This is a genomic window from Methylobacterium sp. J-048, assembly GCF_022829515.1.
Classification (GTDB): Bacteria; Pseudomonadota; Alphaproteobacteria; order Rhizobiales; family Beijerinckiaceae; genus Methylobacterium.
This window is the reverse complement of the sequence record NZ_JAKSYL010000100.1, coordinates 111,154-123,611: the sequence shown is the minus strand read 5'-3', so window position 1 is coordinate 123,611 and position 12,458 is coordinate 111,154. Positions and strand designations below refer to the sequence as shown.

22 protein-coding genes are annotated in these 12,458 nt (G+C 69.8%); 5 read left to right on the top strand and 17 right to left on the bottom strand.

Going from position 1 to position 12,458, the window contains the following annotated elements; translation table 11 throughout:
* Positions 1 to 28: 28 nt before the first annotated feature.
* The 5 genes from MKL09_RS07760 to MKL09_RS07740 form a co-directional block, all read right to left on the bottom strand.
* The gene (locus tag MKL09_RS07760; RefSeq protein WP_279605736.1) at positions 29 to 256 is read right to left on the bottom strand and encodes a hypothetical protein; all 228 of its coding nucleotides are present in this window, start codon (positions 254 to 256) and stop codon (positions 29 to 31) included.
* Positions 257 to 413: 157 nt separating this feature from the next.
* Complete coding sequence (gene tal, locus MKL09_RS07755) at positions 414 to 1,376, bottom strand: transaldolase (protein ID WP_244019313.1); 963 nt, start codon at positions 1,374 to 1,376, stop codon at positions 414 to 416.
* Between the two features lie 98 nt (positions 1,377 to 1,474).
* Entirely contained in the window at positions 1,475 to 1,705 is a 231-nt protein-coding gene (locus tag MKL09_RS07750; RefSeq protein ID WP_244019312.1) for a hypothetical protein, read from the bottom strand.
* Positions 1,702 to 1,995 carry a hypothetical protein gene (locus tag MKL09_RS07745; RefSeq protein WP_244019311.1) on the bottom strand — a complete coding sequence of 98 codons (294 nt, stop codon included), beginning with the start codon at positions 1,993 to 1,995 and terminating at the stop codon, positions 1,702 to 1,704. The genes MKL09_RS07750 and MKL09_RS07745 overlap by 4 nt, the downstream gene beginning before the upstream one ends.
* A gap of 211 nt (positions 1,996 to 2,206) precedes the next feature.
* Positions 2,207 to 2,389 (bottom strand): hypothetical protein, encoded by a 183-nt coding sequence (locus tag MKL09_RS07740; protein WP_244019310.1) that lies wholly within the window; start codon positions 2,387 to 2,389, stop codon positions 2,207 to 2,209.
* Between the two features lie 593 nt (positions 2,390 to 2,982).
* On the opposite strand from MKL09_RS07740, the gene MKL09_RS07735 reads away from it, so the two are divergent.
* The 5 genes from MKL09_RS07735 (at position 2,983) to MKL09_RS07715 (ending at position 5,261) form a co-directional block, all read left to right on the top strand.
* A complete protein-coding gene (locus MKL09_RS07735) occupies positions 2,983 to 3,141 on the top strand; it encodes a CsbD family protein (protein ID WP_244019309.1) in 159 nt (52 codons plus the stop codon).
* Between the two features lie 67 nt (positions 3,142 to 3,208).
* A complete protein-coding gene (locus MKL09_RS07730; RefSeq protein ID WP_244019308.1) occupies positions 3,209 to 3,556 on the top strand; it encodes a CsbD family protein in 348 nt (115 codons plus the stop codon).
* Between the two features lie 46 nt (positions 3,557 to 3,602).
* Positions 3,603 to 4,526 carry a PhnA-like protein gene (locus MKL09_RS07725; RefSeq protein WP_244019307.1) on the top strand — a complete coding sequence of 308 codons (924 nt, stop codon included), beginning with the start codon at positions 3,603 to 3,605 and terminating at the stop codon, positions 4,524 to 4,526.
* Between the two features lie 83 nt (positions 4,527 to 4,609).
* Positions 4,610 to 4,813, top strand: coding sequence for a CsbD family protein (locus tag MKL09_RS07720; RefSeq protein WP_244019306.1), 204 nt, complete (start codon positions 4,610 to 4,612; stop codon positions 4,811 to 4,813).
* Positions 4,814 to 4,877: 64 nt separating this feature from the next.
* Complete coding sequence (locus tag MKL09_RS07715; RefSeq protein ID WP_244019304.1) at positions 4,878 to 5,261, top strand: CsbD family protein; 384 nt, start codon at positions 4,878 to 4,880, stop codon at positions 5,259 to 5,261.
* A 144-nt stretch (positions 5,262 to 5,405) separates the two neighbouring features.
* On the opposite strand, the gene MKL09_RS07710 is transcribed toward MKL09_RS07715, so the two are convergent.
* The 12 genes from MKL09_RS07710 to MKL09_RS07655 all read right to left on the bottom strand — a co-directional run bounded on the left by MKL09_RS07710 (position 5,406) and on the right by MKL09_RS07655 (position 12,450).
* Entirely contained in the window at positions 5,406 to 5,861 is a 456-nt protein-coding gene (locus MKL09_RS07710; protein WP_244019302.1) for a hypothetical protein, read from the bottom strand.
* A 75-nt stretch (positions 5,862 to 5,936) separates the two neighbouring features.
* Positions 5,937 to 6,158: a hypothetical protein gene (locus tag MKL09_RS07705; RefSeq protein ID WP_243965999.1), complete on the bottom strand. Its 222-nt coding sequence runs from the start codon at positions 6,156 to 6,158 to the stop codon at positions 5,937 to 5,939.
* Between the two features lie 103 nt (positions 6,159 to 6,261).
* Entirely contained in the window at positions 6,262 to 6,507 is a 246-nt protein-coding gene (locus MKL09_RS07700) for a hypothetical protein (RefSeq protein ID WP_244019301.1), read from the bottom strand.
* Positions 6,508 to 6,641: 134 nt separating this feature from the next.
* Positions 6,642 to 7,652, bottom strand: coding sequence for a sensor histidine kinase (locus MKL09_RS07695; protein ID WP_244019300.1), 1,011 nt, complete (start codon positions 7,650 to 7,652; stop codon positions 6,642 to 6,644).
* A 6-nt stretch (positions 7,653 to 7,658) separates the two neighbouring features.
* A complete protein-coding gene (locus MKL09_RS07690) occupies positions 7,659 to 8,243 on the bottom strand; it encodes a SpoIIE family protein phosphatase (protein ID WP_244019299.1) in 585 nt (194 codons plus the stop codon).
* Positions 8,240 to 8,653: an anti-sigma regulatory factor gene (locus MKL09_RS07685; protein ID WP_244019298.1), complete on the bottom strand. Its 414-nt coding sequence runs from the start codon at positions 8,651 to 8,653 to the stop codon at positions 8,240 to 8,242. Before MKL09_RS07685 ends, MKL09_RS07690 begins: the two co-directional genes overlap by 4 nt.
* Positions 8,650 to 9,105 (bottom strand): ATP-binding protein, encoded by a 456-nt coding sequence (locus tag MKL09_RS07680; protein ID WP_244019297.1) that lies wholly within the window; start codon positions 9,103 to 9,105, stop codon positions 8,650 to 8,652. Before MKL09_RS07680 ends, MKL09_RS07685 begins: the two co-directional genes overlap by 4 nt.
* Positions 9,083 to 9,472 (bottom strand): STAS domain-containing protein, encoded by a 390-nt coding sequence (locus MKL09_RS07675; RefSeq protein ID WP_244019296.1) that lies wholly within the window; start codon positions 9,470 to 9,472, stop codon positions 9,083 to 9,085. The genes MKL09_RS07680 and MKL09_RS07675 overlap by 23 nt, the downstream gene beginning before the upstream one ends.
* Positions 9,472 to 10,323: an STAS domain-containing protein gene (locus tag MKL09_RS07670; RefSeq protein WP_244019295.1), complete on the bottom strand. Its 852-nt coding sequence runs from the start codon at positions 10,321 to 10,323 to the stop codon at positions 9,472 to 9,474. The genes MKL09_RS07675 and MKL09_RS07670 overlap by 1 nt, the downstream gene beginning before the upstream one ends.
* An 8-nt stretch (positions 10,324 to 10,331) precedes the next feature.
* Positions 10,332 to 10,715, bottom strand: coding sequence for a response regulator (locus MKL09_RS07665; protein ID WP_244019294.1), 384 nt, complete (start codon positions 10,713 to 10,715; stop codon positions 10,332 to 10,334).
* A 95-nt stretch (positions 10,716 to 10,810) separates the two neighbouring features.
* The gene (locus tag MKL09_RS32185) at positions 10,811 to 12,073 is read right to left on the bottom strand and encodes a methyl-accepting chemotaxis protein (RefSeq protein WP_244019292.1); all 1,263 of its coding nucleotides are present in this window, start codon (positions 12,071 to 12,073) and stop codon (positions 10,811 to 10,813) included.
* A gap of 2 nt (positions 12,074 to 12,075) precedes the next feature.
* Positions 12,076 to 12,450 (bottom strand): response regulator, encoded by a 375-nt coding sequence (locus tag MKL09_RS07655; protein WP_244019290.1) that lies wholly within the window; start codon positions 12,448 to 12,450, stop codon positions 12,076 to 12,078.
* Positions 12,451 to 12,458: the final 8 nt, after the last annotated feature.

Here is a 12,458-nt window from a genome sequence, read left to right as displayed (position 1 = left end):
GGATTTGTCGCCCGGGAGGGCGCGCCGGTCAGGCCGCCGCGGTCAGGCGCTTGGTGTTGTGTGCCACATGCTCGCGGTAGCGGGCGATGACGGTCTCCGGGGAGCCGCCGGTCATCAGCGTCGTCATGGCCTCGCCGGCGGCGTGCATCTTCTCGGTGACCATGGATTGTGCCTCGGCCAGTCCCTGGCTGCCGCCCCAGGCGAGGCGGACCAAGCGTAGTTCGACCACGCGCTGCGCCTCGATCGCCAGCATCATCCAAGAGAAATAGGGATTGTACACGGCTCACTCCGAACCGCGGCAGATGCGGCGGGGACTTAAACTCGGCAGTCGTCTGGAACGATCCACCGGCGGAACGCGGGTCCGACCCGCGTTCCGGGCCGGCTCCCACCTCTTGGCCTAGGGCCTTCTCAAGTCACCCGCGGGCGAGCCGGTCGCGGATGAGCGTGTGCAGCGCGCGCAGGTCGCTGCCGAACTGCCGGATGCCCTCGGCGAGCTTTTCCGTCGCCATCGCGCTCTCGTTCATCTCCCAGCGGAACGAGAACTCGTCGGTCGCGGGCACGGCGGGCGGCTCGCCGTAGGAGTCCGGCGACAGGGCGCGGGGGAGGGGGCCCTCCGTCGCCGCCAGCTCCTCCAGCAGCTTCGGTGAGATCGTCAGGCGATCGCAGCCGGCGAGCGCCTGGATCTGGCCGATGTTGCGGAACGAGGCGCCCATCACGACGGTTTTGATCCCGCGCGCCTTGTAGGCGGCGTAGATCGCCCGCACCGACTGGACGCCGGGATCCTCCGCCCCCGTAAAGGTCTTGCCCTCGGCCTTGGCGTACCAATCGGTGATCCGGCCGACGAAGGGCGAAATCAGGAACACCCCGGCATCGGCGCAAGCCATGGCTTGGACCAGGGAGAACAGCAAAGTCAGGTTGCAGTCCACGCCCTCGCGCTGGAGCACGCGCGCCGCCTGGATACCCTCCCAGGTCGAGGCGATCTTGATCAGCACCCGGTCGCGCGACACGCCGCGCTCGTCGTAGGCGCGGACGATCGCCCGGGCCTTCTCCAGCGTCCGGTCGGTGTTGAACGACAGGTTGGCGTCGACCTCGGTGGAGACCCGGCCCGGCACCAGCTTGGTCAGTTCGTAGCCGACCGACACGGCGAGCCGGTCGGCCACCGCCTGGATGACATCCTCGGTCTCGCCTCCCCGCGCCTTGCCCCAGGCCACGGCCTCGTCGACGATCGGCGCAAGGCCCTCCATGCCGGCCGCCTTGAGCAGCAGCGACGGGTTGGTGGTGCAATCGACCGGCTTGAGCTTCTCGATGGCGCCGATATCGCCGGTATCGGCGACCACCACGGTCATGGTGCGGAGTTGATCGAGCAGCGCTGTCATCGTTCACCTCGTGACTTGGCAAGCGGGATTTGGCGCTCGGCCGAATCGCCCCTGCGGTTCATCCTGTTCCAGGCAGCTGCGTACCACATGGAGCCGGATCAGCCGACCGATCGCCAGTCACGCAGCGACAAAGACCACGCCTGGGCCTCGTTGTAGGCCACGGCCATGCGGCCGTGGCTGAGGATCTTGGCGAGCATGACCCGATCCCCCAGGGCGGTGATCTGGATGACGGTCGGTCCGTAGCCGGCATCACCGACGAGGCAGGTCCCGACGTGCCAGCCCTGCTCGCGGCAGATCTCCGCCGCGCACCGGTGATCGTGCCGGGTCACGGATTGGCGCTGCGGGCGGCGGGCTGCGGATAGGACGGGTTACCACCCGGAACCGCGCTGCTGTTGGACGGTGAGGTGCCACCGCCGGTGCCGCTCTCGCTGCCGGTGACCTGCTTGCGCGAGGCCGCCTGGCTCTGGCTGGCGTAATCCGGGGGTGAACTCGCGCCCTGCCACATCATCAGCCCGGCGAGCGCGGCGACCATCAGCGCGACGCTGGCCACCAGGACGTAGAGTGCCGGTTTGCCGCGCTTGCCCTGCCGCCCGTCCTGACCCGAAAGGTGTTCTGCCATCTGGTAACCTCGTTGACCCGCCGATGCGGGGACTGGAGCGCGCACCGCGGAAACAGATGCTGATTCGGCATCGGTCCACGTTGAATTTGGGGATTTGGGCCCGGCTTCGATCACGAGACGGGCCGGAACGAGTCAGGGAGGAACAGGTCGCTGAGCGGATAGGTCCGCCCCTGTGGCCTTATGCGCCGCCCGGAGTGGCGATCCCGATCCGTCAGGCGGTGAAGACCAGCAGCAGCGCGCCCAGGCTACCGAGCGCGGTAACGCTGATGCCGCTCACGAAGGCGACGTCCCAGCCGGCGAACTTGTTCGTGACCGGCGCGAACCGATAGGCGGAATGCGTGACCAGCGCGCCGAGCGCCGCGAGGGCCAGCGCGACCATCATCAAGAGTGTCATGGGGTTGATCCTTGTCCGCCAGTGGCGGGACTGACCGACCCTCTGCGGATACTGGCAACGGACCAGAGGGCTCAGGTATCCGCCCGACGCGAAACCATCCGTGCTGCCGGTGACGCATGCCCGGGTCGGCTGCGAACTCGGGCGGCACGTGTTCCCCACGCGCCTGGGACCGCTCGGTTGGAAGTCCCGTCCAGACTGTCGATACACCCTATCGCTCGGATGGAGACCGCTTCTGATAGATAACAACCGCGTCAGTGATGCAGGCATACCAGTAAAAATAACGTAGGTCAGGGAACCTGCTTGTGCGCAATCCGTTTGAGCCCCGCTGTCGACAGGGCAGGGATCAGCACCAGGGGAGCCGGACGGATCGTGACGGCATACGTCGAAGACAGACGATCCGGCCCATCGGCGTCGGCTCACGGATCCGCTTCTTACAAATATCGGCGATCCTTTGAAGCGGATCGTGGGACGATCTCCCCGCAGAAAGTCGGTATGGCTGCCTAAAAAACTGGTATTTTTGTACTATTGAATGCGCAACTATTGCGCACATCTGATGTCCGGTCCCGGGTCTTCTCAACCCCAACGAGGTACCCATGACCGAACCCGCAAAATTACCCTCCGCCGATCACCTCAAGGCCTCGGTGAAGGAGGCCATCGGCAAGCTGATCGGGGACACCCGGGTTGAGGCCGAGGGCCGCCGGCAGAAGCAGGCAGCCCGGCCGCACAAGCCCGCCGGGCCCCGTGACGACTGAGCCACGTTTCCAACCGGTGCCCCGCGGGGTGCTGCCGGCATCGAACAAGACATCACCGGAGGACGACATGGTCGATATCGACAGGATCACGGGTGCTGCGAAGGAACTCGGCGGCAAGGTGCAGGGCGCGGTCGGCGACCTCACCGGCTCGCGGAGTGATTCCGTCGAGGGCCTGTTCCGCGCGGCAAGCGGGCAGGCTGAGAATCTCTACGGCCAGGCCCGGGACACGGTCCGGCACGCCGCCGACGAGGCCGCCGACTACGCCGAGGACGCCTACGAGCGCGGCGGCCACTACCTGCGCCGGGGCACCCGCGAGGTGAGCCATCAGGTCGCCGAGTACCCGCTCGCCTCCCTGCTGGTCGCCGGCCTCGCCGGCTTCGGCCTCGGCCTCCTAGTCAGCGCCAGCCGCGACTGATCCCAGCTTCCACTTCCACAGACGACCGACGACCCGGAGTAACAGCGTGACCACCATCCAGACCACTGCGTCCCCCGTCGCGACAGGAGCGCTCGCCGATACGCGCGCCGTCCTGCTCAACCAGGTCTCCTGGGGGGCGATCTTCGCCGGAGCCACCACCGCGCTGGTGACCCAGGTGATCCTGAACCTGATCGGCGCCGGCGTGGGCCTGGCCTCCTTCGGGCCGGAGGCCGCCGACAACCCGGCCGCCTCGACCGCCTCCATGGGCGCCGGGATCTGGTTCGTGGCCTCGGGCATCGTGGCCGCGCTGGTCGGCGGCGCCATTGCCGGGCGCCTGTCCGGCAAGCCGCTGCCGGGGACGGCCGGCCTGCACGGCCTGGTGTCCTGGGCGGTGACGACCCTGGTGGTGCTCTACCTGCTGACCTCCGCGGTCGGCGGCCTCATCGGCGGCGCCTTCAACGGCGTGACCAGTACGCTGGGCGGCGCCGGCAGCCTCGTCGGCGGCACCGTGCAGACGGCCGCGCAGGCCGCCGCGCCCTCGCTCGCCAAGATCACGAACCCCCTCGACGGGATCGAGAGCACGGTCCGCCAGCAGGCTGCCGGCCAGGACCCGCAGGCCGCCCGCGATGCCGCCGTGGCGGCCGTGAAGGCGCTGTTCACCGGTGACCCGGCTCAGAAGCAGCAGGCCGAGACCCGCGCGGCCGACGCGCTGGCCAAGGCGCAGAACATCCCGGTCGACCAGGCCAAGCAGCAGATCCAGGACTACGAGAAGCAGTACGATCAGGCCGTCGCCACCGCCAAGCAGAAGGCCGAGGCCGCAGCCGTCGCCACCAAGTCTGCAGCCACGCAGGGCGCCTTCTACGCCGCCCTGGCGCTGGTGCTCGGCGCACTCGCCGCCTTCCTGGGTGGCCGCCTCGGCGCCCCCAAGCCCGTCACCCTGCTCGGCGCCTACGAGACCCGCCGCGCCTGATCCCCGTCGGTCCCCGCCCACCGGCGGGGACCCCATCCGACCGGCATCCGCCGGCCATCGCGCAACGCTGAAGGAGAGTTTCGATGAGCAGCACCACCGACAAGATCAAGGGTCTGGCCAACGAGGCCGTGGGCAACGTCAAGCAGGCCGCCGGCAATGTGACGGGCAACGACAAGCTCGTGGCCGAGGGCAAGGCGCAGGAGCTCAAGGGCGAGGCGCAGAAGACCGTGGGCGACGTCAAGGACGGCGCCAAGACCCTGGCCGACAAGGTCACCGGCCGGAGCTGAACCCGTTCGGCGGGGCCGGCAGGGCCGGTCCCGTCCCGAGCAACCGCAAAACCAGGAGAGCAGCATGAACCGCGACCAGATCGAGGGCGCGTCCCGTCACGTGAAGGGCCGGGCCCAGACCACCCTCGGCGGCATCACCGGCGATCCGGGCCGGCAGGTCCGCGGCGCCGTGAACCAGGTGGCCGGCGGCGCGCAATACGTCTACGGCCGCGCCCGCGACCGGGCCGAGGATCTCGCCGAGGATGGCCGCCACCTGGCTCACGTTGCCTCCGAGCGCGCCGACCACCTGATCGACGACGGCCGCCGCTACGCCCGCGAGGTTCGCAGCCGCGGCGAGACCTACGGGCGTCAGGCCGTCCGCTACGCCGACTCCAACCGCACCAGCACCCTGCTCGGCATCGCAGCGCTGGCCTTCGCGGCCGGCTGGCTCACCCGCCGCGGCCGCTGATCGCGACACCCGATCGACGCCCGGCCTCGTCACCATACGGGCGGGGCGGGTTTCGGCGGGTCTCGCCGCCGCTCTGCGGCCTCCTGTGCCGCGCGCGACGGGGCCGACGATCACCCCCCCTGACGCGCGGCGGAAGGCCGAAGATCAGGGCGCCGTCCGGCGTGCCCGCGCGGCGGCCCATTCCCGGTCGCGCTCCGCCTGCTCGGCACGTTGCTGGGCCGCATAGGCCTCCTGCTCGGCCCGTTCCCGCTTTCGTTTGAGCTCGGCCGAGGCGGAGGCGCGCTTCTTCCAAGCGTCCGTCTCGGCCTTCTGGCGCCGCAATTCTTCGGCGGTGATCGGCTTCACCGGCTCCTTCGGCTGCGCCCAGGCGAAGGGACGCCGCGGGGATTGCGGCGGCTGGCGCGGAGGCTCCGAATCCGCAGAAGGCCGCGAACCGCCCAGGGAGGCGGTCAAGGACGCGGTCGCCTCGGCCAGCGTCAGGCCGGCCCCCGCCGCGATGCGCTCGGCGGCGGCCCGCGCTGCGTCCCGCTCGCCCGCGGTCGCGCCCCGGGCCGCCAGGGCCAGGCACTTCTCGAAGCGATCGCGCTCGGCCGGCGTCATGGCGGGTTCCGGATCGGCAGGGTCGTCGGGGTCTTATACGGATTCGGCCTCCAAGACCCTGCCGGCGGCGTCACGTCAACGGTTGCTGAGGAGCGCGCGGGCCAGGAGGTGGAGCGTCGCGCCGAGGCCCAGCGCGCAGGTCGAGACCACCAGGACCTGAAGCCCGCTGATGCCGGGCCGGGGGCCGAAGCTGTAGGCCAGCAGCGAGCCGCACGAGCCGGCGGAGACCACGCCGGACGCGATCGTGTTAAGCCACGTCGCCGAGAGGCGACGCCGTTCATCGTTGATGTCGCCCATGGCTGGCTCCCATCACGGGCGAGGTCAAGCTTATTTTCATACAGAAGGAATTATTACCAGAAGTTGCGACCCGCTGCAAGGGGCGCCGCCGGACCGGTCACGCTCAGTTCGCCCCCGTCCGGCAGCGGGCATAGCCGCGGGAGATCAGCCGGCTCTGCTGCGCCGCGCGCCGTTCGACCTCGCCGAGATCGGTCAGCGCGTCCGTGATCGCCGCGACCAGTGCGTTCCAGGCGTCACCCCGCGCGGCGCGATGATAGGCCAATGCGATCGCCTCGGCTTCGCTGAGCGGAATCTCCGCGGGCGGTTCGTGCGGGGTTGCGCGCATTGCCAATCCGTCCTGCTGGAACATATGGAGAACAAAGCGCGGATGCCGCCGGGGTTCAACCCGTTCGCGGCCACGGACCGCGATTGCGGTGGAGGGCTGTTGATCGATTCCGGAAAGGTCAATGCCGACACGGCCTTACCGCGCCCGCCCGGATCGCGTCAGCCGACGGAGACCGGCAGCAGCAGGGTGACGGTGGTTCCGTGGCCCGGCTCCGATTCGAGCTGCAGGTCGCCCGACCAGCCGACCACGATGCTCCTGACGATCGCGAGCCCGAGGCCGGTGCCCTGGCCGGTCGCCTTGGTGGTGAAATACGGATCGAACGCGTGGGCCGCGACGGCGGCGGACATGCCCTGGCCATCGTCGATCACCCGGAGCCGCATCCACGCTCGCGCTCCGGCGCCGCCCGCCCAGTCGCCGCCGATCCGGTCGACCTCGACCCGCATGCGCGTCGCCCCGGCCTGCACGGCGTTCTGGAGCAGGTTCAGCAGGATCTGGGTCAGCTCGCTCTGGAGGGCCAGGACCGCGGTGTCCTGGTCGTGGATCACGACCTCGAACGGCTCGCGCAGCATCGGCCGGATGAAGGTACAGGCGGTCGCCACGGCGGCCCCGAAGGCGAGGCTCTGGGGCGCGATCGTCTCGCGCCGGACATAGGCCAGGATGCCCTGGATGACGCCGACCGCCTGGATCGCACAGGCCTCCACGGTCTCGAGGTCGGCGCGCTCGGGCGGCCGCCCCTCGGCGAGGTCGGCCAGCATGATCTCGGTCATCCCGCGCACGGGCTGGAGCAGGTTGTTGAGCTCGTGCGCCACCGAGCCGACGAACTGGCCGAGCGTCTCCAGGCGCTGCCGGTTCCGCTCGGTCCGGTCGCGCTCCTGCTGCCGATGCTGTTCGAGCAGGTCGATCTTGGTGCGGTAGGCCACCGCCGCCGAGACCATCAGGGCGCTCAGGCAGGCCGACATGCGCCGGACAATCTCCGGCTGGTTGATCGGTACGCCCTGGTCGGTCAGCGCCAGCGCCGCGCCCTCATGCAGCCCGGCGATCTCGTCGAGGGAGATGTCGTCGGTGATCGCCAGGCGACCGAGTTCCTCAATGTCGAGGAGCGGCGCCTCGGCCGCCGTGGCGACGTAGTGCGCCATGCCGGCGGTGTAGCGCTGCAGGAGGCTGTTCATGCGGCGTCACGCGCCGAACGCGACGCAGAGGACGCCGCAATCGTCGCTCCGGCGTCCGTGGCTGGCCATCAGGTCGGCGGCGAGGCGCGCGGGATCGCCGCGAAGCGCCGGCGGATCGGCTTCCAGATCCACCGGCCGCAGACCGTCGGTCCACAGGACCAGGATGTCGCCGGCGGCGAACGGCAGGACGAGGGGCTTGAGCGGGCGCAGGCCCGCCCCGACGATCCCCGGCATGCCGTCGAACCGGAGCGTCCGGGCGGAGAACAGCGCCCCCTGGATGTTGCCGACCGCCGCCGCCGTGACGGTTCGAGCCTCGGAGTCGATCCGCACCAAAGCCGCCGCGGCGCCGCGGGTGTGGCGCATGGCCTTGTCGGCGGTGGCGAGCCGCTGCGTCGGCTCGTGCCCCGCCTGCCCCTCGACCACTGCGAGCAGGCTCCGGGCGGCATGGTGGGCCTCCGGCCCGTGGCCCAGGCCGTCGACGATGCAGGCGAGGGTCGCGTCCCGCTCCTGCCACCAGGCGACCATGTCGCCGCACACGGTCTCGCCGGGATAGGCCCGGGTCGCCGCGGCGATGGCGGGGCTCGGGATCATGGCCGCCGCACCAGGCAGACGATGCGGGTCCCTTTCCCGACATGGGAGGTGATCGCGAAGGCGTCGACCAGCCGGCGCGTCCCCGGGAGACCGCAGCCCAGGCCGCCGCGGGTCGAGAAGCCGTCCTCCATGGCCAGCGCGAGATCGGGGATCCCGGGGCCGTCATCCTCGGCGACGAGCTCAATCATGGCCGCCCCGGTCGCATCCTGCGCGGTCAGGCGGATCAGCCCGCCGCGCTCGGTGTGAAGGACGAGATTCATGGCGAGTTCGGAGACCGCCGTCGCGAGGCCATGCGCCCGCACCGTGGTGAAGCCGTGGCGCAGGGCGAGCCGCCGCGCCTCCTGCCGCGCCTCGGCGGCGTCGATCTCGCGCGTCACGTTGACGGTCACCACGTCCGGTTCCGGACTCATCGGCGCCTCGTCATGCCGGCCCGGACCAGGGTGCGGCCCGGACGGGTCTCGATGGTCATGGCGTCCATCAGCTTGTGCACGGCGGCGAGGCCGAGGCCGAGGCCGCCCCCGGTGGAGTATCCGCGCGTCATCGCGCCGCCGACGTCGGCGATGCCGGGGCCCTGGTCCTCGACCTCGATCACGATGCTCCGCTCCTGGGCCGTCAGCCGGGTCAGCACGCGGCACTCGCCGCCGCCGGCATAGGTCAGGGTGTTGCGGGTGAGCTCGGAGACGACCGTGGCCAGGCGAGTCTGATCGACGGTGCCGAACCCGATCGCGGCGGCGGCGGCGCGGCTCGCCTGGCGGGCCTGCAGGATGTCGCCCTGGACCCGGATGTCGACGACCGCGCGCGTCGCGGTGCCGGACGCTCCCGGGTCCGGTTCCGAGCGATCAGGCGGTCGGGACTTCGTCATGGCGACCTCCGCGGGCAGCCACCATCCGACCGACCTTGGCCACGCCGCCTTCGAGATCGAAGGCGGTCTCCATGTCGATCATGCCCCGGCCCATCTCCACGAGGGTCAGGGCCACGGCGGGCTGCATCCCGGCCAGGACCGCCACGCCGCCCATGATCGTCACCATCTTGGCCGTCTCCGAGAGGATCCGGGCCATGTAGGAATCGACGACGTCCGCGGCCGTGATGTCGATCACGAGGCCGTCGGCCTTTCCGGCCTGGATCAGCGCGAGGGCGTCGATCTGGAGGTCCATCACCTGCTGGTCGGTCAGGTCGGCCGGCAGGGAGGTCAGGAGGACGCGGCCGAGCCGGAGGATGGGGACGCGCATCAAAAGCTCGTCTCGAGCGTGTCCTTGGACTGCTGGCCGAGGAGCCGGAAGGCCTCGGCCAGTCCGGCCCGCAGGGTCCCCCGGGTGATCATGCTCGACAGGTCGACGTCGAGCTTCACAAGCGTCTGGGCCGCATCCGGACTGATGCCGGTCACGATCACCCGGGAGCCGAGCAGGCGCGCGGCTTCGACGGTCTTGGTCAGGTGCAGGGCGACGCGGCTGTCGATCAGCGGCACGCCGGTCACGTCGAGGATCGCGATATGCGCCTCCTCGCGGGCGAGCGCCTCCAGCAGCCATTCCATCACCTGCCGGGCCCGCTGCGTGTCGATGATCCCGACGAGCGGCATCAGGATGATGTGGCGCCAGATCGGCAGGGCCGGGGTCGCCAGGTCGAGGAGCGCCCGACCCTGGCGCTTGATGATCTCCTCGCGGGTCTCGACGAAGGTCGCGAAGGTGATGAGAGCCAGCTTGTCGACCACCGCATCGAGGGCGGTGCGCATCCTGTAGAGTTCGGTCGCCTTGGCGGTGGTCTCGCGATCGAGCAGCTCGCCCGCGACCGCCTTCAGCGACAGGATGAGCGTGGCGGTCTCCATCGGTGTCAGGCCGTCGCGGGCGCAGGCGGCGCTGATCGTGGCGGCCTGTTCCTCGACGGATCTGAACGCGGGCTTGGCGCCGTCGCCATCGCCCGCGAGGAAGTAGGCCGTCAGCTTCTCGACCAGCGTGCCCAGCTCCAGCTTGAGCAGCTGCAGCGAGGCCGGCTGCGCCTTCGGCGCGGTGTCGCGCAGGCGTGCGAGCCAGGCATCGAGCACGCCCGCCCTGTTCTGGAGAAGGATTCGTCCGATGCCGTGCATAGATTCGGTCACTCCCTGGCGGCCGCTGGGGCGAGGGCGGAGATTGCGGCCAGGAGCTCCTGCATGCCGACCGGCTTCATGAGCACGCGGTCGGCCCCGACGCGCGCGGCCTCCTCCATCGAGAAGAGCTGCGGCGCCCGCGGGGCCCCCCCGGTGATCGCGATGATGGGCAAGCCGGGCCTGTTCGCCTTGACCCAGCCGATCAGCGTCAGGCCGTCCCGTCCGGGCATCCACAGGTCGGTGACCAGGATGTCGAACGGCCGGCTGCTCAACAGCGCCTCCGCCTCTGCCGCCGAGGCGCATTCCAGGACCGTGTGCTGGCCCCGCTCGAGAAACCGCCGGACCGTCATCCGCACGACCGGCACGTCATCCGTCAGTAGGACCGATGCCATGGATCAATCCTCCTGCTGGAAGCGCTGAAAACGTGCATCACAGATCCCGTCAACGGGATAAATGCACTCAACAAGTATAGATATATCAATGTATCCTAAAATAACTCGATATCATTATTGTTATTTACATTATTTCTCGGAGGAGATGGGCCTTCTGAGAGGGCGATTTCTGCGAAAGACTTAACGTCGGGCCAAGATTTCGTCAAGAGATTCGATAGATCCAGCGCGTGGAGATGCGTCCGTGCTGCGGCAAAGATGCTTTCGAGATGTTGCAGACGCTGTCGCGTGACGTCCTGAAACTGGATCGAGCCGATGAGCCGGACGATCGGCTGCGCGATCCGGGCACTCTCCTCTTGGACTTTCACCAGCGTGTCCCGCTGATGGGCGACCAGACGCTCCATGTTCTCCGTCAGGCCGGCGATCGCCGACGCGATCTTCATCAGCTCCCCGCGCTCGCCCTCGACGCGGTCGTTGACCAGGGTAGCGAAGTTCTCCCGGATGGATTCGCGCAGGGCCGCGAGATCCTGGGCGATCCGGGTCGCGGTGTCGGCCGAGGCGTTCGAGAGTTCCTTGACCTCCTTGGCCACCACGGCGAAGCCAGCCCCGGCCTTCTCGGCCCGGGCCGCCTCGATCGTCGCGTTCAAGGCGAGCAGGTTGGTCTGGCGGGCGATGGTCTGCACGCCCTCGGTCGCCCGCGTCAGCTGCGCGGTCGCGAGGTCGAGCTCGTCGAGGCGCTGCCGGCACTCCACCACGTCCTGGTCGCGCCGAACCAGGAAGTCGCCGATCAGGCGGCGGTTCTCGGTGAGCTGCTCGTCGGTCTGGTCGACGATCTCCACCACCCGGGCGTTGGAGCCGGACAGGTCGAGGAAGGCCAGCAGCTCGCTCATCGCGCCGTCGACCGCGCGCAGGCTGGTCATGATGTCGTAGGCGGCGGCCTCGGTCTCGGTGGTGACCGAGGCCGTGTCGCTGGCGGCGCGCTCGAACAGGCGATCGTAGACCGCGAGGTGCTCGGCCAGGGCGGCCAGGGCTGCGGGAATCTCGGCCGGGACCTCGCCCCGGGCCTCCCCGCGTCCCGCCGCATCCTGCGGGGCGGCATCGGCCGGCCGGTCCCCCGGGGCCGGCTCCGCAGGCGCGGTCGCCGGGAGGGCCGGGGCCACCAGACTTACGCAGCGGCGGCTCAGCGTCACCGAGGCCCAGCTCGCCCCCCAGCTGGCCGCGAAACCGAGGGCCGCGAGCGCGGCGACGCCCGGCACGGGCCCGAACGCGACCGTGCCGACGGCGGCGAGCACCAGGGCCGACAGCCCGGCCCAGAGCGGGCCGATCCATTGGATCGCGAGGGGGGGAGGGGCCCAGGCCACGATCAGGCTCCGGGAACGAGCTGGCGGATCACCTTGAGCAGGGCTTCCGGGTCCACTGGCTTGACGATCCAGCCCGTGGCGCCGGCCGACTTCGCCTCGTTGCGCTTGTCCTGCTGGGACTCGGTGGTCAGCATCAGGATCGGGATGAACTGCAGGCCCGGGAGCTTGCGCACCCGGCGGATCAGCTCGATGCCGTTCATCGCGCCCATGTTGAGGTCGGTGATCAGCAGGTTGGGCTTGGTGCCGCCCTGCAGCGTCGTGACGGCTTCCTCCCCGCTCGCCGCCTTGACGACGCCGAGGCCGGCCTTGCTCAGGATGCCCTCGATGCTCATCAGCATCGTGGGGGAATCGTCAACAATCATGATCGTCGTGGCCAAGAACGTCT